The sequence below is a fragment of the Celeribacter baekdonensis B30 genome (assembly GCF_000299875.1).
Taxonomy (GTDB): domain Bacteria; phylum Pseudomonadota; class Alphaproteobacteria; order Rhodobacterales; family Rhodobacteraceae; genus Celeribacter; species Celeribacter baekdonensis_A.
Genome location: NZ_AMRK01000001.1, coordinates 407,807 through 428,350, shown reverse-complemented (window position 1 = coordinate 428,350; position 20,544 = coordinate 407,807). Strand labels below are relative to the sequence as shown.

General features: G+C 56.4%; 17 protein-coding genes. 13 read left to right on the top strand and 4 right to left on the bottom strand.

All coding sequences use genetic code 11. From position 1 onward, the window contains the following. Positions 1 to 14: 14 nt before the first annotated feature. Positions 15 to 821, bottom strand: a complete 807-nt coding sequence (locus B30_RS02005) for an undecaprenyl-diphosphate phosphatase (protein ID WP_009570311.1) — start codon at positions 819 to 821, stop codon at positions 15 to 17. A gap of 229 nt (positions 822 to 1,050) precedes the next feature. On the opposite strand from B30_RS02005, the gene B30_RS02000 reads away from it, so the two are divergent. The 6 genes from B30_RS02000 (at position 1,051) to B30_RS01975 (ending at position 10,658) form a co-directional block, all read left to right on the top strand. Next, positions 1,051 to 2,484 (top strand): NAD(P)-dependent oxidoreductase, encoded by a 1,434-nt coding sequence (locus B30_RS02000; RefSeq protein WP_009570310.1) that lies wholly within the window; start codon positions 1,051 to 1,053, stop codon positions 2,482 to 2,484. A gap of 55 nt (positions 2,485 to 2,539) precedes the next feature. Next, a complete protein-coding gene (gene gltB / locus B30_RS01995; RefSeq protein WP_009570309.1) occupies positions 2,540 to 7,075 on the top strand; it encodes a glutamate synthase large subunit in 4,536 nt (1,511 codons plus the stop codon). Between the two features lie 103 nt (positions 7,076 to 7,178). Further along, positions 7,179 to 7,907, top strand: coding sequence for a monofunctional biosynthetic peptidoglycan transglycosylase (mtgA, locus tag B30_RS01990; RefSeq protein WP_009570308.1), 729 nt, complete (start codon positions 7,179 to 7,181; stop codon positions 7,905 to 7,907). Positions 7,908 to 7,955: 48 nt separating this feature from the next. After that, on the top strand, positions 7,956 to 8,621 hold the full coding sequence (fzlA, locus tag B30_RS01985; RefSeq protein WP_009570307.1) for an FtsZ-binding protein FzlA: 666 nt from the start codon (positions 7,956 to 7,958) through the stop codon (positions 8,619 to 8,621). Between the two features lie 39 nt (positions 8,622 to 8,660). Beyond that, positions 8,661 to 9,701, top strand: coding sequence for a tRNA epoxyqueuosine(34) reductase QueG (gene queG, locus B30_RS01980; protein WP_009570306.1), 1,041 nt, complete (start codon positions 8,661 to 8,663; stop codon positions 9,699 to 9,701). Positions 9,702 to 9,740: 39 nt separating this feature from the next. Further along, positions 9,741 to 10,658 (top strand): DMT family transporter, encoded by a 918-nt coding sequence (locus tag B30_RS01975; RefSeq protein WP_009570305.1) that lies wholly within the window; start codon positions 9,741 to 9,743, stop codon positions 10,656 to 10,658. Here B30_RS01975 and B30_RS01970 read toward each other — a convergent pair. Next, on the bottom strand, positions 10,655 to 11,152 hold the full coding sequence (locus B30_RS01970) for a hypothetical protein (protein WP_009570304.1): 498 nt from the start codon (positions 11,150 to 11,152) through the stop codon (positions 10,655 to 10,657). The genes B30_RS01975 and B30_RS01970 overlap by 4 nt on opposite strands. 63 nt (positions 11,153 to 11,215) lie before the next feature. After that, on the bottom strand, positions 11,216 to 12,085 hold the full coding sequence (locus tag B30_RS01965; protein WP_009570303.1) for a branched-chain amino acid aminotransferase: 870 nt from the start codon (positions 12,083 to 12,085) through the stop codon (positions 11,216 to 11,218). Between the two features lie 172 nt (positions 12,086 to 12,257). Between B30_RS01965 and B30_RS01960 the strand changes: the two genes are divergently transcribed. The 6 genes from B30_RS01960 (at position 12,258) to B30_RS01935 (ending at position 17,912) form a co-directional block, all read left to right on the top strand. Continuing rightward, complete coding sequence (locus tag B30_RS01960; protein ID WP_009570302.1) at positions 12,258 to 12,776, top strand: MarR family winged helix-turn-helix transcriptional regulator; 519 nt, start codon at positions 12,258 to 12,260, stop codon at positions 12,774 to 12,776. After that, entirely contained in the window at positions 12,773 to 13,471 is a 699-nt protein-coding gene (locus B30_RS01955) for a response regulator (protein WP_009570301.1), read from the top strand. The genes B30_RS01960 and B30_RS01955 overlap by 4 nt, the downstream gene beginning before the upstream one ends. Positions 13,472 to 13,550: 79 nt before the next feature. Beyond that, positions 13,551 to 13,793, top strand: coding sequence for an exodeoxyribonuclease VII small subunit (locus tag B30_RS01950; protein WP_040401827.1), 243 nt, complete (start codon positions 13,551 to 13,553; stop codon positions 13,791 to 13,793). Then, entirely contained in the window at positions 13,793 to 14,659 is an 867-nt protein-coding gene (locus B30_RS01945; RefSeq protein ID WP_009570299.1) for a polyprenyl synthetase family protein, read from the top strand. Before B30_RS01950 ends, B30_RS01945 begins: the two co-directional genes overlap by 1 nt. Before the next feature lie 14 nt (positions 14,660 to 14,673). Beyond that, on the top strand, positions 14,674 to 16,602 hold the full coding sequence (gene dxs / locus B30_RS01940) for a 1-deoxy-D-xylulose-5-phosphate synthase (protein WP_009570298.1): 1,929 nt from the start codon (positions 14,674 to 14,676) through the stop codon (positions 16,600 to 16,602). A gap of 116 nt (positions 16,603 to 16,718) precedes the next feature. Then, positions 16,719 to 17,912 (top strand): MFS transporter, encoded by a 1,194-nt coding sequence (locus tag B30_RS01935; protein ID WP_009570297.1) that lies wholly within the window; start codon positions 16,719 to 16,721, stop codon positions 17,910 to 17,912. On the opposite strand, the gene B30_RS01930 is transcribed toward B30_RS01935, so the two are convergent. Beyond that, positions 17,906 to 18,772 (bottom strand): SDR family oxidoreductase, encoded by an 867-nt coding sequence (locus B30_RS01930; protein WP_009570296.1) that lies wholly within the window; start codon positions 18,770 to 18,772, stop codon positions 17,906 to 17,908. The genes B30_RS01935 and B30_RS01930 overlap by 7 nt on opposite strands. A 155-nt stretch (positions 18,773 to 18,927) precedes the next feature. On the opposite strand from B30_RS01930, the gene B30_RS01925 reads away from it, so the two are divergent. Beyond that, complete coding sequence (locus B30_RS01925) at positions 18,928 to 20,412, top strand: AMP nucleosidase (RefSeq protein ID WP_009570295.1); 1,485 nt, start codon at positions 18,928 to 18,930, stop codon at positions 20,410 to 20,412. Positions 20,413 to 20,544 lie beyond the last annotated feature (132 nt).

Below are 20,544 nucleotides of genomic sequence, written 5' to 3'. Positions count from 1 at the left end.
TCGGGCGCGCGTTTTCATGAGCTGTAAGAGACCACCAAAAGCACCACACCCAGGATCACGCGATAGATCACATAGGGTGTAAAGCTGACGGATTTCAAAAGCTTCATCATCAGAGACAGGGCGAGGATGGCGGCGCCAAAGGCAAAGACTGCACCAATGGCCGCGTCTTTCATCATCGCCCAATCCGCTTGGCCGACAACTTCCGCGCCCAACAAGATGCCGGAGGCTATGATCGTTGGGATCGACATCAGCATCGAAATTCTTGCGGCATCTTCGCGTTTGTACCCCATGGCGCGTGCGCCTGTGATGGTGATGCCGGAGCGTGATGTGCCGGGGATCAAGGCGACCGCTTGCCAAAGGCCAAGTTTCACGGCGTCTTTGATCGACCAGTCCCGCGCCACTTTCTCTTCAGCGCCTTTTTGATCGAACCAGTAGAGCACGATGCCAAAGACCAGCATGGCCCAGCCGATCACTGCGGTGGAGCGCATCAGATCCGACAGACCGGTGATTTTCAGGACAAGGCCAAGAAGGACGACAGGGATGGTTGCGATGAGCAGGAGAAAGGCGAGTTTCGATCCGGGGGTGTCGATGCGCCCGGTTGCAAGTCTGGGAATGCCCAAAAGGCCTTCGCGTACATCGCGCCAAAAATAGACGATCACCGCCCCAAGTGTGCCAACGTGAACCGCGACATCAATCGCCTGACCTTGGTCCTGTGCGCCGAGCAGGTGGGGCAGGAGAATCAGGTGGCCGGAGGATGAAATCGGCAAGAATTCGGTAATGCCTTGAACAATCGCAAGAATGAGGAGGTAAAAGAGAGACATGGGAGGTGCGCCTTTGGAAAGATTTAAGGCAGCGTAAACCCATTTGTTATCAATAAGAAGGTTGAATATAAGTCAGTATGTATTACCTAAATACATCATTTTTCCGCGCGAATTTGACCGATCGGGCCAAAAGAAAAGAAAATAAGACAGCACTTCTGACTTTTCTTTTTTTCCGACTGCGCGTATTTAGGCACAAACTCACAACCAACCTATTCGGAGATGTGGTGTCATGGCGAAAGAGCCGATGCTCAAATTCGTGACCGTAGGCAGGGATATGCCATCCAAGCGGGACGCGGAGGATCGTAAAGACGATTTCCTTGAAATCTACGGCGAGTACGTGGAGGCCAAGGCCGAAGAACAGGCGTCGCGCTGTTCGCAATGCGGTGTGCCGTATTGCCAAAGCCATTGCCCGCTTCACAACAACATCCCGGATTGGTTGCGCCTGACCGCAACGGGGCGGTTGAAAGAGGCTTATGAACTGTCTCAGGCCACCAACACCTTCCCGGAAATTTGTGGTCGCATTTGTCCGCAGGACCGGTTGTGCGAGGGCAATTGTGTGATCGAACAATCCGGCCATGGCACTGTGACCATCGGCTCGGTTGAGAAATACATCACCGATACAGCTTGGGAAAACGGTTGGGTCGAAATGATCGCCCCCACTGTGGAGCGCGAGGAGAGCGTCGGCATCATCGGCTCTGGCCCCGGTGGTCTTGCGGCCGCGGATCGTTTGCGCCGGGCAGGTCTTAAGGTGACGGTCTACGAACGCTCCGATCGCGCTGGCGGTTTGATGATGTACGGCATCCCTGGCTTCAAACTTGAAAAAGACATCGTGCTGCGTCGGGTGAAACAGCTCGAAGACAGCGGTGTTGAATTCGTGCTGAATTGCAACGTCGGCGAAGACATTTCCTTTGATGCAATCCGTGGCAAGCATGATGCCGTGCTGATCGCAACCGGCGTCTACAAATCCCGCGATCTCAAAGGTCCTGGGTCTGGTTCCGCCGGCATCGTGCGTGCGCTTGATTATCTGACCGCCTCTAACAAAGTGTCCTTTGGCGATGAGGTTGAGGATTATCTAAGCGGTGAATTGAATGCGGCGGACAAAAAGGTTGTTGTGATCGGTGGCGGTGATACCGCGATGGACTGTGTCCGCACCGCGATCCGCCAAGGGGCCACTTCGGTGAAATGTCTCTATCGTCGTGACCGCGCCAACATGCCCGGTTCGCAGCGTGAAACCCAAAACGCCGAAGAAGAAGGCGTCGAATTCGTCTGGCTCTCTGCGCCGAAAGGTTTTGCGGGCGATCCGGTTTCGGGCGTCATGGTTCAGAAAATGCGCCTCGGCCAACCCGACGCCTCTGGTCGTCAATCGCCCGAGGTGATTGAGGGTGCGGATTACGTCGAAGACGCCGATCTGGTGATCAAAGCGCTTGGTTTCGAACCCGAAGATCTTCCCACGCTTTGGGGTGTTGAGGGTCTTGATGTCACGCGCTGGGGCACCGTCATGGCGGATTTTAAATCCCATGTGACCTCGCTTCCGGGTGTTTATGCCTGTGGTGACATTCAACGCGGCGCTTCCCTTGTGGTGTGGGCGATCCGTGATGGGCGCGAAGCGGCGGATGCGATGATCGAGTATATCGACCAATCCGTCTCTGTGGCTGCTGAATAATCCTAGTTTTTTCAGGAGGGTCCGCCCTCCCGCCTTTATCCGAAAGGTATCCGACATGACGAAGTTTGACCAAGACTGGGCCGCCCGCGAAGACGCCAAGCGCCAATGGATGACAGAGCATTCCCTGTTCCGCGAAGAGGATGAACACTCCTCTTGTGGCGTGGGTCTTGTGGTGTCGATTGATGGCTCAAAATCCCGCAAGGTTGTGGAAAACGGCATCACCGCGCTCAAAGCGATCTGGCACCGCGGCGCCGTAGACGCCGATGGGAAAACCGGCGATGGCGCGGGCATTCACGTTCAGATCCCGCATCACTTCTTTGGTGACCAAATCCGCCGCACTGGCCACGAAGCGCGCGATGGCGAACTCTTGGCCGTCGGCCAAGTGTTTTTGCCGCGCACGGATTTTGGTGCTCAGGAAACCTGTCGGACCATCGTCGAGAGCGAAGTGCTCCGCATGGGCTATTACATTTACGGCTGGCGGCACGTTCCGGTGAACACCGAATGTTTGGGCGAAAAGGCCAATGCGACGCGGCCCGAGATCGAACAAATCCTCATTTCCAACACCAAAGGTGTGGATGAAGAGACATTTGAGCGTGAGCTTTATGTGATCCGCCGTCGGATTGAAAAAGCCGCCCAAGCCGCAGGTGTTAGCAGCCTCTACATCTGTTCGCTGTCCTGCCGCTCGATCATCTACAAAGGCATGATGTTGGCCGAACAGGTTGCGGTGTTTTACCCGGACCTGATGGACGAACGTTTTGAATCGGCCTTTGCGATTTATCACCAACGCTATTCCACCAACACGTTCCCGCAGTGGTGGTTAGCCCAGCCGTTCCGCATGTTGGCGCATAACGGTGAGATCAACACGATCAACGGCAACACCAACTGGATGAAGTCGCACGAAATCCGCATGGCCTCGACGACGTTTGGCGACATGGCCGAGGACATCAAGCCGATCATCCCGCAAGGCGCTTCCGATTCCGCCGCCCTCGACGCGGTGTTCGAAGTGTTGGTGCGTGCGGGCCGCTCGGCGCCTATGGCGAAGACCATGTTGGTGCCTGAAGCGTGGTCGAAAAACGCCGAAGAACTGCCGCAGGCATGGCGCGACATGTATTCCTATGTGAACTCCGTGATGGAGCCTTGGGATGGTCCGGCCGCTTTGGCGATGACCGATGGCCGCTGGGTGTGTGCCGGTCTTGACCGCAACGGGCTGCGTCCGATGCGCTATGTCGTGACCGGGGATGGCCTTGTGATCGCGGGTTCCGAGGTCGGTATGGTGCCGACCGATGAGGCCACCGTGGTCGAGAAAGGCGCGCTTGGGCCGGGGCAATTGTTGGCCGTCGATATGGCCGAGGGCAAATTGTACCACGATGTTGAGATCAAGGATCGCTTGGCCAATGCCCGTCCGTTTGGCGACTGGGTTGGCAAGATCAACGATCTCGAAGACGAACTGTCTGGCATTACCGAGACTGCTTACTACACCGGTGCCGAGCTGAAAAAGCGTCAGATTGCAGCCGGGTACACGATTGAAGAACTGGAACAAATTCTCGCGCCGATGGCCGAAGATGGCAAAGAGGCTTTGGCGTCGATGGGGGATGACACGCCCTCTGCCGTGCTGTCGACCAAATACCGTCCGCTGTCGCATTTCTTCCGACAGAACTTTTCTCAGGTTACCAACCCGCCGATCGACAGCTTGCGCGAGTTCCGCGTCATGTCGCTCAAAACCCGGTTCGGAAACTTGAAAAACGTCCTGGATGAAGACAGCTCACAGACCGAGATTCTTGTGTTGGACAGTCCGTTCGTTGGCAACGCACAATTCGATGCGCTGAAAGATCATTTCAACGCGCCGATGACGGAAATTGACTGTACTTTCCCAGTGGATGGCGGCCCGAACGCGCTGCGCGATGGGTTGGATCGGATTCGTGCCGAGGCCGAAGAGGCCGTGCGCTCCGGCGGTGGTCACATCATTTTGACGGATCAAGGACAGGACGAGAAAAACGTCGCCATGCCGATGATCCTTGCGACCTCGGCTGTGCATAGCTGGTTGACGCGTAAGGGCCTGCGGACCTTCTGTTCGCTGGGTGTGCGTTCCGCCGAATGTATCGACCCGCATTATTTTGCGGTGTTGATCGGTTGCGGCGCGACCATCGTGAACGCCTATCTGGCGGAGGACAGCCTGTCCGACCGTATTGAGCGTGGTTTGTTGGATTGCACCTTGTCCGAGGCTGTCTTGCGTTATCGTGCCGCTGTGGACGCGGGTCTGTTGAAAATCATGGCCAAGATGGGGATTTCGGTGATTTCCTCCTATCGCGGCGGTTTGAACTTTGAGGCCGTGGGCCTGTCTCGTGCCCTGTGCGCCGAGTTTTTCCCAGGCATGCACAGCCGGATTTCCGGCATCGGCATCGGCGGTATCCAAAAGAAACTTTTGGCGGTTCACAAACAGGGCTGGCTGGGCGGCAACACGCTTCCGATCGGTGGCTTTTACAAAGCGCGTAAATCGGGCGAGACCCATGCGTGGGAAGCGCAGTCGATGCATATGCTGCAATCGGCCTGTGACCGTGCCTCCTATGAAATGTGGAAACAATATTCCGCAAAAATGCAGTCCAATCCGCCGATTCACCTGCGCGATCTGTTGGATTTCAAACCGCTGGGCAAACCCGTTCCGATCGAAGAGGTCGAGTCGATCACCTCGATCCGCAAACGCTTTGTGACTCCGGGCATGTCTTTGGGGGCTTTGTCTCCTGAGGCACACCGCACGCTTTCCATCGCGATGAACCGGATCGGCGCGAAATCCGACTCAGGTGAGGGTGGCGAATCCCCGGATGATTTCACGCCGGAACCCAATGGGGACAATGCCTCTGCAAAGATCAAACAAGTGGCTTCGGGGCGCTTTGGCGTCACGGTCGAATACCTGTTGGCCTGCGAAGAGCTTGAGATCAAAGTCGCTCAGGGTGCGAAGCCCGGTGAAGGCGGTCAGTTGCCCGGTATGAAGGTTACCGACCTGATCGCCAAACTGCGCCATTCAACCAAAGGCGTGACGCTGATCTCGCCGCCGCCGCACCACGACATCTACTCGATCGAAGACCTCGCACAGCTCATCTATGACCTCAAACAGGTCAACCCGCGCTGTAAAGTGACGGTCAAACTTGTGGCCTCTTCTGGCGTGGGCACGATTGCCGCCGGTGTGGCGAAAGCGAAAGCCGACATCATCCTGATCTCCGGTCACAACGGTGGTACGGGTGCCTCGCCTGCGACCTCGATCAAATTCGCGGGTCTGCCGTGGGAAATGGGCCTCACCGAGGCGCATCAGGTCTTGGCGATGAACAATCTGCGCGAACGTGTGACGCTACGCACCGATGGCGGTTTGCGGACGGGGCGTGACATTGTCATGGCCGCGATGCTTGGCGCCGAGGAATATGGGATCGGCACCGCCGCATTGATCGCGATGGGCTGTATCATGGTCCGCCAGTGTCAGTCGAACACCTGTCCGGTGGGCGTCTGTACCCAGGACGAAGCGCTGCGCGCCAAGTTCACGGGCAATGCCGATAAGGTTGTGAACCTCATCACCTTCTATGCCCAGGAGGTGCGTGAATTGCTGGCGTCTCTTGGCGCGCGTTCTCTGGATGAGGTGATCGGCCGTGCGGATCTGTTGACGCAGGTCTCGCGGGGGGCGGCGCATCTTGACGATCTCGATCTGAACCCGCTTTTGATCTCCGTCGATGGCGCGGACAAAATCGTCTACGATCGCTCCAAACCGCGCAATGCGGTGCCCGATACGCTTGATGCGCAAATCGTCTCCGACGCGGCGCGTTTCTTGAATGATGGCGAAAAGATGCAGCTGTCTTACGCGGTGCAAAACACGCACCGCACCATCGGCACACGCACCTCGTCGCATATCGTGTCGAAATTCGGCATGCGCAATGCGCTTCAGCCAGACCATTTGACGGTGAAACTCACCGGGTCTGCCGGTCAGTCCCTTGGTGCTTTTGCGGCACCTGGTCTGAAAATCGAGGTGTCGGGTGACGCCAACGACTATGTCGGCAAGGGTTTGTCGGGAGGCACGGTCGTGGTTCGTCCGCCGATGCATTCGCCGCTTGTCGCTTCTGAGAACACGATCATTGGCAACACCGTTCTTTACGGCGCAACCGACGGTTATCTCTTTGCGGCGGGGCGCGCGGGCGAACGTTTTGCTGTGCGCAACTCTGGTGCCACGGCGGTGATCGAAGGCTGCGGCTCCAACGGGTGTGAATATATGACCGGTGGTTTGGCCGTGATTCTCGGCTCCATTGGCGCAAACTTTGGCGCCGGTATGACCGGCGGCATGGCTTATCTCTATGACCCGGACGGGCTTGCGCTCGATCTGATCAATATGGAGACGCTGGTCACCTGTCCGGTCACTGTCGATCATTGGGAAACTCAGCTCAGAGGCTTGGTTGAACGCCACGCCGCAGAAACCGGATCGGTGAAAGCCAAGGACATCTTGCTCCATTGGGATGAACAAAAAGGGTATTTCCTTCAGATTTGCCCGAAAGAGATGTTGATCCACCTACCGGTGCCGCTGGCCATTGAAAAAGGTGCGATCCCCGCCGAGTGAAAGTGACCCGAACTTAGCGAAAAGCCCCCGATTTCGGGGGCTTTTTTCGTTTTGTCGATCCGACCACTTGACCTTAATGCGGCCCACGTGGTTCCTCGTCCGCATGGCACGCAAGACACAGAAAAAATCGAGCAAAAAAACGACCGCCCCCGCTCCCGGTCTGTTTCGGCGCATTCGTCGGCGGGTGTTGCGATTGGTCGCGGTGTTCGTAGGGTTGGGGGTGCTGTGGATTCTGGCCTATTCCGTCCTTCCCGTCCCGACCACACCCTATATGATGGCCGAATCTGGCCGCCAGGGCGGAGCTGTGGACTATCAATGGACCCCCATCGAGCGCATATCCCCGGCGCTTGCGCGCTCTGTTGTGGCCGCCGAGGACGCTAATTTTTGTACCCATTGGGGGTTTGACTTGACTGCCATTCGTGCGGCGATCGACGCGGGTGGGCAACGTGGGGCCTCGACGATCACGCAGCAAGTGGTCAAAAATAGCTTTTTGTGGCACGGGCGGAATTGGTCCCGTAAAGCGCTTGAAGCGCTCATCACGCCAATTGTTGAACTGACATGGAGCAAGAGGCGCATCCTTGAGGTCTACCTCAATGTCGCTGAATTTGATGCGGGTGTCTTCGGGGCTGAGGCTGCGGCGCGGCATTATTTTGGCGTCGGACCAGAGGCCCTCACGGCGCAACAGACGGCCCAACTCGCCGCCGTTTTACCCGCACCCAAAGACCGGGATGCCGGAAATCCTGGCCCATTTGTTCGGCGGAGAGCCGCCCAGATCGTCGATGGCGCCGCGACAATATCCCGTGATGGTCGTGCATCTTGTTTCGACCATTGAACTGACGGCACAATCGCGGCAAGTAGAAGAAAAACAAGAGTAGCGAATATGATCCGACTTTTTCACGTCCCCCTTTCCCCGTTTTGCCGCAAGGTGCGTCTCTGCCTGGCGGAGAAAAGGCTTGAGGTTGAACTGGTCGAGGAGCGCTATTGGGAACGCGATCCCGATTTCATGCGTCGAAATCCCGCTGGCAAGGTTCCGGTGTTGCGGATTGACGATATGCATCTCGCTGAAAGCACACCGATTTGCGAATATCTCGAAGAGCGCTATCCAGCGCCGCCCTTGATGCCCAAAGACATTGATGGTCGCTATGAGGTGCGGCGGCTGGTGGCATGGTTCGACGATAAGTTTCACAGTGAGGTGACCGCGAATCTTTTGTACGAGCGGGTCAATCGCAAGTTGATGAAGGGCGGCTATCCGGTCTCTGCCAATGTGAAATCTGGGGCGAAGGCGGTCAAATATCATCTGGATTACATGGCGTGGTTGTTGGAACGTCGGCGTTGGCTTGCCGGTGATGCGATGACACTTGCCGACTTCGCGGCGGCGGCGCATTTGTCGTCGTTGGACTATATTTCCGATGTCGATTGGAACCGGCATGAGGTGGTCAAGGATTGGTACGCGAAGATCAAATCGCGTCCTGCCTTTCGGTCGCTTTTGGCGGACCAAGTTCCCGGTTTCCCGCCGCCATCCCATTACGCAGACCTTGACTTCTGAGGTTCGATTTAAGGGAAACAGACCCTAAAGGGGCGCGATTTGGCTGGATTAGACAAAGAAACAGTACGTGCCCGCGCCTTGGATGAGGGGTTTTCCAAGGTGGGGTTTGCCCGACCCGATTTGCCCGATGCCATGGATCGGCTGAAAGCCTTTGTTGATGCCGGTCATCATGGCCAAATGGGTTGGATGGAAGAGCGCATGGCGTGGCGTGGTGACCCGACCGCCCTTTGGCCTGAGGCAAAATCGGTGATCATGTTGGCCGAGGTTTACACCCCTGACGATGATCCGATGGTTGCGATCAATAGACCCGAATCCGGCGCAATTTCCGTCTACGCCCGCAACCGTGATTATCACGATATGGTCAAAAAGCGGCTTAAACGGCTGGGGCGATGGCTGATAGAGCAGGCGGGTGAGGGGACGGAGATCAAGGTTTTCGTCGACACCGCTCCGGTGATGGAAAAGCCTCTTGCCGCCAAGGCGGGGCTTGGATGGCAAGGCAAACACACCAATCTTTTGGCGCGGGATTTGGGCAGTTGGTTCTTTCTCGGTGCGATTTTCACAACCCATAATTTCGATCCTGATCCAGCAGAAAAAGACCATTGCGGGTCTTGTCGTGCCTGTTTGGATGCCTGTCCGACGCAAGCGTTTCCTGCGCCCTTTCAACTCGATGCACGGCGGTGCATTTCGTATCTGACGATTGAACATCACGGGCCGGTTGACCTTGAGCTGCGAGAAAAAATGGGCAACCGGATTTATGGCTGTGACGATTGTCTTGCTGCCTGTCCGTGGAACAAGTTCGCGGCCACAGCGAAGGAGCTTCGTTATGCGGCGCGGGATGATCTCATTGCGCCGCCTTTGCGTGATCTGGCGCTGCTGGACGACGCGACGTTCCGTGCAAAGTTTTCCGGCTCTCCGATCAAGCGGATTGGGCGCGACCGCTTTGTGCGCAATGTGCTTTACGCGATTGGTAATTCGGGTGCGGCTGATCTTGAACCCATCGCGCGTCTGTTGTGCGAAGATGCCGATGCCACCGTGCGCGATGCCGCACAATGGGCCGTTGCGCGGCTTGGCTGTGCGTGAAATCCTTTAGCTGTCTGATCAGCGCGCGGAATCGTTCATATGACCCCCTTTCGAGGCATAGCCCTCAAACTCGCTTCGGTGTTTTGCTTTGTCATCATGGCCGCGCTGATCAAAGCCGCGAGTGATGAGGTGCCGCCGGGCGAGGCGGTGTTTTTCAGGTCGTTCTTTGCTTTGCCGATTATTTTTATCTGGCTTGCACAGCGACATGAATTCTCCGCCGGACTTCGGGTGAAATCTCCGATGGGGCATGTCTGGCGCGGGATGATCGGCGCAAGCGCGATGTTTTTGAATTTCTATGCTTTGGCCTTGTTGCCGCTGCCCGAGGCAACGGCCATTGGTTACGCCTCACCGCTGCTTTTGGTGATTTTTGCCGCGATGTTTGCGGGGGAAAACGTCCGGTTGTTCCGATTTTCCGCTGTGCTGGCCGGGCTTGTTGGGGTCATTGTCGTCCTTTTGCCGCGCATTACCGTTTTGCAAGGTATGCCCGACCCGCTTGAGCAATTGGGGGCGATGGTAGCCCTTGGTGGGGCCTGTCTTGCGGCAATTGTGCAACTGCATGTGCGCAACATGGTGCGCAGTGAGACAACGACGTCGATTGTCTTTTGGTTCTCAATGTCCTGTACCGTAGCAGGCCTGTTGACCATTCCCTTTTCCGAGTGGGTGATGCCCAGCCCGACCATCTTTATATTTCTTATTCTTGGCGGCTTGATTGGTGGCGTTGCGCAAGTGTTTTTGACTTCCTGCTACCGCTACGCCGATGCATCTCTTTTGGCACCATTTGACTATGCGTCAATGCTGTTTGCCTTGATCATCGGCTATACGGTTTTTGGTGAGGTGCCGACGCTGCCGATGATGATCGGCGCGAGTATTGTGATCTCTGCCGGGATTGCGATTATTTTGCGGGAGCGCGCACTTGGGCTGAGCGCCGATCGGCGGCGCAAAACGGATACATTTTAATCAAATATCTTTTGCCAAAATGCACTTTTTGTCATGGACGCACGCCGCTCTTGCTCCTTTGCCACCGAGCGCCTCTGGGCGACGATCATTCGTTCCGCTTGCGCGGCGGCAAGAACACCCTCGGCTGCGCGTTCGACGGGAAAGGGCCCAATTCGACTTTCGCCGACAATATAGGTGATCGTTGTTTGAGAACTTCCAGGGACAGAGCGAAATTTGACACTCGCTTCGGTTTCAAGCCGATCAAAGGTGGTTTCGATCGCTTGCTTATAGGACTGTTTGCTGGTGGTGCCTTCGGCCTCAGTCCCGATGTCGATCACTGCGATGATCAGGCCTTTGTTTTCAAGCTGACCCGCTTCTGACAGGCGTTCGACCGTGATGCCAAGAGGGCGCAGTGACGGGTTTTTCGTCACAAAATAGGCCCCAAGCGCAAGAATGGCCGGAGTCACGATGAACACCGTGATCAAAAGAATAACAATGGTGTCTTTTTTGAGCACAAGCGCCTCCCGCCAATCCGTTCAGAGACAGATTGGCAGAAAGGCCTTATTTCTTGGTTAAATTTAGCTGCGGACCAGCGTTTCGTAGCTTTCCGCGATGTCGCGGGTCAAAGCGCCCACTTCGAATGTGTAGCCCCCGATCTGACCGACAGGTGTGACCTCCGCTGCGGTCCCGGTCAGCCAGCATTGTTCAAACCCTTCGAGTTCTTCGGGCAGGATGCGACGCTCATGCACAGTGATGCCTTTTTGTTTGAGCATCTCGATCACGGTCTGGCGGGTGATACCATTGAGGATTGCGTCGGGGATTGGCGTGTGAACTTCGCCGTTTTTGACGAAAAAGATGTTCGCGCCAGTCGCCTCGGCCACATAGCCGCGATAATCCATAAACAGTGCGTCAGAACAGCCTTTGGCTTCGGCAGCGTGTTTGGACATGGTGCAGATCATGTAAAGGCCTGCGGCTTTTGCGGCGGTGGGGATGGTTTCGGGCGAGGGGCGTTTCCATTTTGCGATGTCGAGTTTTGCGCCCTTCATTTTCGCGTCACCGTAATACGCGCCCCATTCCCAAGCCGCGACCGCCATGCGCACGGGGTTCTTGTTCGACGCCACGCCCATGTCTTCGCCGGCACCGCGCCATGCGATCACACGGACATAGGCGTCGTCCCAACCATTGGCCTCAAGCACAGCATATTTCGCCGCCTCAATCTCTTCGACGGTGTAGGGGATCGGCATATCAAGCAGCGCGCCGGAGCGCAGAAGACGCTCGGAATGTTCGACGGATTTGAAGATCTTGCCATTATAGCAGCGCTCACCCTCGAATACGGACGAGGCATAATGCATCGCATGGGTCAGAATATGGACCTTGGCATCTCGCCAATCGACCAGTCCACCGTCCATCCAGATTTTGCCGTCCCGGTCTTCGTAGCTTCCTGCCATGAGGTGCCTCCCTTTTATCCGCCGCTTGAGTTCACGATAGTTGCGCAATAAGGTCTCTTTGAAGACTTATTGTTGCGCGAAATCCCGGTTTCGCTATCAATTCAAACTTGGAATGTCAACAACACTGACTTAAAGTGACTTCAAAATACGCAATTTTTGAACGGGGCATGACATGGCGGACGGCAAAGCAGGCGGGACAAAGGGCGGACAAGCCCTTTTGTTTCTGACAGATGAGCAGCTTCGAAAAGGGATCGAAGCCATGTTCTTTGCCTATCGTGGCTTTACCGCCGACCCGGATCGCATTTTGGAGAAATACGGCTATGGTCGTGCCCATCATCGGGCGATCCATTTTATCAGCCGCGCGCCAGGGACCAATGTGAACAACTTGCTTGGCATTCTTGGGGTGACCAAACAATCTTTGAACCGTGTTCTGCGGGCGTTGATTGAGGACGGTTTGGTCGAAAGCCGGGTGGGGGTTCAGGACAAACGTGAACGTCATCTCTACCTGTCGGACAGCGGCAGGGCGTTGGAGGCGGAGCTGTCAGAAGCGCAGCGCGCCCGGATGCGCGTGGCCTACCGCGAGGCGGGACACGAAGCCGTTGCTGGCTTTAGGCGCGTACTTGAGGCAATGATGGACCCAGATCAGGCCGCATATTTTAATGCCATGGCAACGAAGGAGGACAAAGGGTGAGTGGTGAAATTCACCTTTTGATCGTGGACGACGACGAGCGAATCCGGGGGCTTTTGCAAAAGTTTCTGATCCGTCATGGCTTTTGCGTGACCGCCGCGCGCGATGCTGCTCATGCGCGGCGATTGCTTGCTGGGCTTGAATTCGATTTGATCGTTTTGGATGTGATGATGCCCGGCGAAGACGGGATCAGTCTGACCCGCGATCTGCGCAGTAAAATCGCCACGCCGATCATGCTTTTGACCGCAAAAGGTGAAACCGAAGACCGCATTGCCGGGCTTGAAGCGGGCGCGGATGATTATTTGCCAAAGCCATTTGAGCCGAAAGAACTGCTGTTGCGGATCAATGCGGTTCTGCGTCGGATGCCTCAGATCGAAGAGATTGAAACAGCGCCGAAATATATTCATTTGGGCCGGTTTCGCTATGATGTGGAGCGCGGGGAGCTTTGGGAAGGGGATCAGATCGTGCGTTTGACCGCGACCGAATCTCAACTCATGCGGATTTTTGCCGCGGCCCCCGCTGAACCCGTTACGCGCAATGATTTGGTTGAACGGCTTGGGCGCGATGGTGGGCAAGCGCAAGAGCGCGCCGTTGATGTGCAAATCACCCGTCTTCGCCGTAAAATCGAAGACGATCCACGCCAACCGCGTTACCTTCAAACTGTGCGCGGATCGGGCTATATGCTGACCCCGGAATAAGGCCAAAAGCCAAACGGGAACTGGTCAATTGGGGCGGTTTCCCTATATGCAGGTCACAAAGCAATCGGGAGCACATCAAATGAGTGAAACGCCAGTATCCGAGATGTCCTTTGAATCCGCTATGGCCGAACTTGATCAGGTTGTCGGCAAGCTGGAACATGGTGATGTTGCGTTGGAAGACAGCATCAAACTCTATGAGCGCGGTGCTGCTTTGAAAGCGCATTGCGAGACCAAGCTGAAAGAAGCCGAGGAAAAGGTCGAAAAGATCACTGTTGGTCCTGATGGCACCGCCGCTGGCACCACGAAAGTCGAAGGCCTCTGATGCAAGACGATCTCGCACGCTGCAAAGCGGCTGTTGCGGCCTGTCTTGAGACGGCTTTGGCCCCGCTTGGGTCCATGCCGGTCGAGGAGGGGATGCGCTATGCCTTAAACGGTGGCAAGCGGTTGCGGGCATTTTTGGTTATGGAGGGCGCGACCCTTCATGGGGTATCGGCTGAGCACTCCGTTTGGGCCGCCGCCGCGATTGAGGCGCTCCACGCCTATAGTCTTGTGCATGATGATCTGCCTTGTATGGACGATGATGACCTGCGCCGGGGTCAGCCAACGGTGCATAAACGATGGGACGAGGCGACGGCTGTGCTGGTTGGCGATGCGCTTCAGACTCTTGCGTTCGAGTTGTTGACTCGGCCTGAAATGGTCGTTTCGAGCCAAGTTCGGGTCGAATTGATCGCCTCTTTGGCCAAATCTTCAGGCGTGCAAGGCATGGTTTTGGGCCAAGCCCAAGACATCGCGGCTGAGACCTCAGAAACACCGCTCGATCTGGCGCAGATCACCGAGCTTCAGGGCCATAAAACTGGTGCGCTGATTGAGTGGTCCGCTTGCGCCGGGGCCATCCTTGGGGGGGCCGATCCTACGCCACTGCGTGCCTATGCATCGGCGCTGGGACTTGCCTTTCAAATCCATGATGACATCCTAGATATAGAGGGCGATGTTGCCAAAACCGGCAAAGCCGTGGGCAAAGATGCCGAGGCTGGCAAAGCCACATTCGTGTCGCTGCTTGGTCTTGAGGAGGCCAAAGCCCGTGCCGAACGCTTAGTGGAACAAGCCTGTGCGGCGTTGAGTCCCTATGGAAGCCGCGCCGAACCCTTGCGAGACCTTGCCCGCTTCGTTATTTCGCGGGAAACCTGAGAAAGCGAGACGCTATGTCTGACCGTCCAGCCACACCGACCCTAGACCGTGTTCATGTCCCGGCCGATCTCAAGGCCCTCTCAGATCCGGAGCTAAAGCGCCTGGCGCATGAGTTGCGGCAGGAGACCATTTCCGCCGTCTCCGTGACGGGTGGGCATTTGGGTGCTGGGCTGGGCGTGGTCGAGTTGACCGTGGCGCTTCATGCGGTATTTGATGCACCAAAAGATCGCCTGATTTGGGATGTCTCGCACCAATGCTACCCGCATAAAATCCTCACCGGGCGTCGTGATCGTATCCGTACTTTACGGACCGAAGGTGGCCTGTCCGGTTTCACCAAGCGCTCGGAAAGCCCCTATGACCCCTTTGGTGCGGCGCATAGCTCGACCTCGATTTCTGCCGCTTTGGGCTTTGCCGTGGCGCGGGATCTGGGCGGCGCGCCCGAGAATGGCATCGGTGATGCGATTGCGGTGATCGGAGACGGCTCGATGTCCGCTGGTATGGCTTTTGAGGCCATGAACAACGCGGGCCATTTGGGCAAACGGTTGATCGTGATCCTCAACGACAATGAAATGTCGATTGCGCCGCCCACGGGTGCGCTGTCGTCCTACCTGACCCGTCTCTATGCGGGCGCACCGTTTCAAGAGCTCAAGGCCGCAGCCAAAGGGGCCGTATCGCTTTTGCCGCATCCGTTCCAAGAGGGGGCCAAACGCGCCAAGGAAATGCTCAAGGGCATGACTGTCGGTGGCACCTTGTTTGAAGAGCTGGGATTTTCTTATGTCGGGCCGATTGATGGCCACGATTTGGATCAACTCCTCTCTGTCTTGCGCACCGTGAAAGCGCGTGCCACTGGACCGATCTTGATTCATGCAATCACTCAAAAAGGCAAAGGCTATGCCCCGGCCGAGGGGCGGCCCGACAAAGGTCATGCCACTGGCAAATTCGACATGGTCACGGGAGAGCAGAAAAAGGCCAAATCCAACGCGCCGTCTTACACTTCTGTGTTTGCCAAAGCGCTGATCCAAGAGGCCGGGTTCGACGATAAAATCGTCGCCGTGACGGCGGCCATGCCGGATGGCACAGGGCTTAATCTCTTTGCCGAACGATTCCCGACTCGCTGTTTTGATGTGGGCATCGCCGAACAGCATGGCGTGACGTTTTGCGCCGGTCTGGCTGCGGGCGGAATGAAGCCGTTTTGCACGATGTATTCGACCTTCCTTCAGCGTGGCTATGATCAGGTCGTCCACGATGTAGCCATTCAGCGGCTGCCTGTGCGCTTTGCGATTGATCGCGCGGGACTTGTTGGCGCCGATGGGGCAACCCATGCGGGATCTTTTGACGTGGCGTTTCTCGCCAACCTGCCCGGCATGGTGGTGATGGCGGCCGCCGATGAGGCGGAGCTTGTCCATATGGTTGCCACTGCTGCCGCGCATGATGACGGTCCCATCGCCTTTCGCTATCCGCGTGGCGAAGGCGTGGGCGTGCAGATGCCTGAACGCGGTGTGCCGCTTGAGATTGGCAAAGGTCGTGTTGTGGTTGAGGGCACGCGCGTGGCGCTTTTGTCCTTTGGAACACGTCTCGAATCCAGCCTAAAAGCGGCGGAAAACCTCGCAGCCAAGGGCATTTCCTGTACCGTTGCCGACGCGCGTTTTGCCAAGCCTCTCGATCATGATTTGATCCGTGATCTGGTCGCAAACCATGAGGCCCTGATCACCATTGAAGAAGGCGCTGTCGGTGGATTTGGGTCACATGTGGCCGATTTTCTGGCAAATGAGGGTCTGTTTGATCGCGGCCTCAAATTCCGCTCGATGACCTTACCGGACACATTCATTGATCAGGCAAGCCCTGAGGCGATGTATGCCATGGCAGGTCTCAACACGCCGGACATTGAGGCCAAAGTGCTGTCCGCTCTTGGTGTGACCGATCTGTCGAGCAAACGCGCCTAGGGGGTGGCTTTGCCAGATTTGCAAGGCGGCTATGAGCAAAGCATCGCGCCCTTCTTGTTGAACCGCGGGGCTGAATAGGGGAAGTGTGATGCGCACTCTGTTCAGGACTCACCACAATGGCAACCGCCTCCTTCGCCCCCTCTGCTACGCACCCGGGGATCGTCCTTTTTGCGCTCGCGATGGGTGGGTTTGCGATTGGAACAACCGAATTTGCTTCGATGAGCCTTTTGCCTTTCATGGCAGAGGGGTTGGACATAACGGAAGCCACGGCAAGCCGGTTGATTTCGGCCTATGCATTGGGCGTGGTCGTTGGCGCGCCTTTGATCGCTGTGGCCGCAGCGCGGATTGAGCGGCGGCTTTTGCTCATCGGTCTTATGGTGGCCTTTTGTCTGACGCATATTTTGTCTGCGCTTGCCGCCAATTATCCGATGATGTTGGTCGCGCGGTTTCTCAGCGGTGTGCCGCATGGGGCCTATTTCGGTGTTGCGGCTCTTATGGCGGCGTCCTTGGCGGGGTCGAAAAATCGCGGCAAGGCGGTGGCACGGCTTATGTTAGGGCTGACCGTGGCGACGGTTGTCGGTGTGCCCGTCGCGAATGTGTTGGGGCAAACGGTGGGCTGGCGTTGGGCCTTTGCTTTGGTCGGGGTTTTAGCTGCGATTACGGCGCTGATGATCCTGATCTTTGCTCCGAAAACTGAGATTGGCACGGGCTCCAGTGCGTTGAGTGAGCTGGACGCACTTAAGAACCGCCAGGTACTTTTGACGCTGTTGAGCGGAGCCATTGGATTTGGTGGCTTTTTTGCCTTTTATACCTATCTGACCTCAACGCTTATCGACGTGACCCATGTCACCGAGGGCAGCATTCCACTCTATCTCGCTCTGATGGGTGCAGGGATGACAATTGGCGCGCTTTTGGCCGGGTGGGCGGCAGATCGAGCGCTCAATGTCTCGGTCTTTGCCACCTTGTTCATCAACATCGCGTTGCTGTTGATCTATCCGATGATCGCTGATCGGGCCTATGCGATGGCGGTTCTGGTGCTCGCCTTGGGCATCGCGAACGGGTATCCGATCCTGCTCCAGACCCGATTGATGGATGTGGCACGCGACGCGCAATCGCTTGCTGCGTCTTTGCATCACGCGGCTTTTAATGCTGCCAATGCTCTGGGGCCTTTCGCAGCCTCCCTCTTTATTGCCAAAGGCTATGGGTTTCCCTCGTCAGGCTATGTCGGTGCCGTGCTTACATTTGCAGGCGTCATCCTTTATGCGGTGACGGTGTTCGACCATCGCCGGAACTGGCAAAACAGTCACTGATCCTGCGCCAAAAGCGCCTTTAGACCCGTTTTGTAATCGGGATAGATCAGTTTCACGTCCAAATCTCGCTTCATCTTTTCATTGCTGACTTTTTTGCTCTCGGCATAAAAGCTACGGGCCATCGGCGTCATGTCGGCGGTTTCAAAATCTTCTTGTGGTGGCAAAGGCAGACCCAAAAGTTCGGCTGCATAGCCGATCACATCTTCTGGTGGCATGGGCAGATCATCGCAGACATTGTAAATTCCGCTAAGTTCGGGTCGATGAATCGCGGCCTCAAGCACTTGAGCGATGTCTTCCACATGGATGCGTGAAAAAATTTGGCCTTGTTTGATGATCCGACGCGCTGTGCCGGAGCGGACTTTGGCAAACGGACCACGTCCGGGGCCATAAATGCCAGCAAGGCGGAAAATCGACAGATTAAGACCCAAATCCCGCGCAAAAGACTGCCAAGCGGCCTCGGCTTCGACCCGAGCGATCCCGCGTTTTGTGGCGGGGGTGAGGGCCGTGTCCTCTGTCACCCAATTCCCCCCGTGATCACCGTAAACGCCGGTGGTCGACAGATACCCAACCCACGTCAAATGTGGTGCAGCTTCCACCAAGGCTTCTCGATAATGGTGCAACATCGGGTCACCGTCAGGGCCGGGCGCGGCGGATACCAAAAGATGTGTGGCTTGGGACAGTTGTGACGAAATCGGGTCTTGTCCGAGCACCAGTGGGGTCACGCCTGCGCTGTCAAATTCTTGTGCTCTGTCTGCGCTACGGGTTGTACCTGTGATTGCCCAGCCTTGGGACAAAAGACGGCGCGCAAGAGCCTGGGCGCTATAGCCATGGCCGAAGGAAAACAGGTGCGGTTGGATCATTGTTGGCCTCTCGTGTCTGATCTCAGGTCACATCTCTGGGCCTTGCGCCCGTCGCCCACTTGGTCTCAATTGGACAGCAAGGCTGATTTCTCAGCATTCGACAAAACGGACCCCAAGAGTAATGAGGGACCGTCTTACCGTAAGAGGATATAAGAGTGAATACGACAAGCAAAAGCCTCGCCCTTGAGACACCGCCCTTAATCGCGCCGCGCAATTTTACCGATCCGGCGGCAGCGGTCGCTTTCCTCGAAGAACTCTATTTCGAGGCCACATCGTTTTTAGCGGAAAAGTTCTCCCAAGTGGCCAGCGGGCAGGCACCCACCGCGCGCTACCGGGCCTTTTATCCCGAAATCCGCGTTGTGACGACCTCCTATGCCGCAATGGACAGCCGCTTGTCGTTTGGGCATGTCGCCAAGCCGGGGATGTATTCCACAACGATCACGCGCCCGGATTTGTTTCGCAATTACCTCACCCAACAAATCAAACAGATCGTGCGCAATCATGGTGTGAGCGTCGAAATTGGCATCTCTGACACGCCGATGCCGGTGCATTTTGCTGTCGCCAACGACGAATCCGTGACCGTCCCGCAAGAGGGAGTCATGTCCTACCCGCTGCGCGATGTATTTGATGTGCCGGATTTGACCACCACCCATGACGATATCGTCAACGGGTTTGGCTTTCTGCATGAGGACGGCTCGGCCGCGCTTGCGCCCTTTACGGCGCAGCGGATTGATTACTCACTGGCCCGTCTGTCCCATTATACTGCGACGGATGCGAGCCATTTTCAGAACCATGTGTTGTTCACCAACTATCAATTCTATGTCTCGGAATTTGAGGCCTATGCCCGTCAGGTCCTGGCCGATCCGAACAGCGGTTACACAAGTTTCGTCTCAACCGGGAATGTCGAGATTTTTGATGCCGAGACGGAGATTCCGCCCACGACCAAAACGCCGCAAATGCCGACCTATCATTTGAAGCGTGCGGATGGGTCGGGGATCACTTTGGTCAATATCGGCGTGGGTCCGTCGAATGCCAAAACCGCAACCGATCATATCGCGGTGCTGCGGCCTCATGCCTGGATCATGGTCGGACATTGCGCCGGTCTTCGCAATTCTCAGCGGCTGGGTGATTTCGTTTTGGCGCACGCCTATCTGCGTGAAGATCATGTGCTGGATGCGGACCTGCCGGTCTGGGTGCCGATCCCAGCCTTGGCGGAAATTCAGACCTCTTTGGAAACCGCTGTCGAACAGGTGACCAAATTGGAGGGCTACGAGTTAAAGCGGATCATGCGCACCGGCACGGTGGCGACGATTGACAACCGCAACTGGGAATTGCGCGATCAATCCGGACCGGTTCAGCGTCTCAGTCAGTCGCGGGCCATCGCCCTTGATATGGAATCTGCCACCATTGCCGCCAACGGATTCCGGTTCCGGGTGCCCTATGGCACGTTGCTTTGCGTGTCTGATAAGCCGCTTCATGGTGAGCTAAAGTTACCCGGTATGGCCTCTGATTTCTACAAATCACAGGTTGCGAGGCATCTTTTGATCGGCATTCGTTCGATGGAAATCCTCCGTGAAATGCCGATCGAGCGCATTCACAGCCGCAAATTGCGGTCATTTGAGGAGACCGCTTTCCTTTAAGGGAGGTTTTTTCACCCAAAATGCGCGAAAACATACCGCTCTGTTACACTAGGCGTTGTGCGGCCCCTCAATATTCGCTTAGAAATGCGCAATAACCCTCTACTGCATGGGGGACTACGAGGAGATACAGAC

What these genes read in the sequence shown, in the direction of transcription:
- gltB (WP_009570309.1), top strand. Translation starts at nt 2,540, where the DNA reads ATGACGAAGTTTGACCAAGACTGGGCCGCCCGCGAAGACGCCAAGCGC.
- dxs (WP_009570298.1), top strand. Translation starts at nt 14,674, where the DNA reads ATGTCTGACCGTCCAGCCACACCGACCCTAGACCGTGTTCATGTCCCG.
- B30_RS02000 (WP_009570310.1), top strand. Translation starts at nt 1,051, where the DNA reads ATGGCGAAAGAGCCGATGCTCAAATTCGTGACCGTAGGCAGGGATATG.
- B30_RS01930 (WP_009570296.1), bottom strand. Translation starts at nt 18,772, where the DNA reads ATGATCCAACCGCACCTGTTTTCCTTCGGCCATGGCTATAGCGCCCAG.
- B30_RS01975 (WP_009570305.1), top strand. Translation starts at nt 9,741, where the DNA reads ATGACCCCCTTTCGAGGCATAGCCCTCAAACTCGCTTCGGTGTTTTGC.
- mtgA (WP_009570308.1), top strand. Translation starts at nt 7,179, where the DNA reads ATGGCACGCAAGACACAGAAAAAATCGAGCAAAAAAACGACCGCCCCC.
- B30_RS01960 (WP_009570302.1), top strand. Translation starts at nt 12,258, where the DNA reads ATGGCGGACGGCAAAGCAGGCGGGACAAAGGGCGGACAAGCCCTTTTG.
- B30_RS01965 (WP_009570303.1), bottom strand. Translation starts at nt 12,085, where the DNA reads ATGGCAGGAAGCTACGAAGACCGGGACGGCAAAATCTGGATGGACGGT.
- B30_RS01935 (WP_009570297.1), top strand. Translation starts at nt 16,719, where the DNA reads ATGGCAACCGCCTCCTTCGCCCCCTCTGCTACGCACCCGGGGATCGTC.
- B30_RS01950 (WP_040401827.1), top strand. Translation starts at nt 13,551, where the DNA reads ATGAGTGAAACGCCAGTATCCGAGATGTCCTTTGAATCCGCTATGGCC.
- fzlA (WP_009570307.1), top strand. Translation starts at nt 7,956, where the DNA reads ATGATCCGACTTTTTCACGTCCCCCTTTCCCCGTTTTGCCGCAAGGTG.
- B30_RS02005 (WP_009570311.1), bottom strand. Translation starts at nt 821, where the DNA reads ATGTCTCTCTTTTACCTCCTCATTCTTGCGATTGTTCAAGGCATTACC.
- B30_RS01945 (WP_009570299.1), top strand. Translation starts at nt 13,793, where the DNA reads ATGCAAGACGATCTCGCACGCTGCAAAGCGGCTGTTGCGGCCTGTCTT.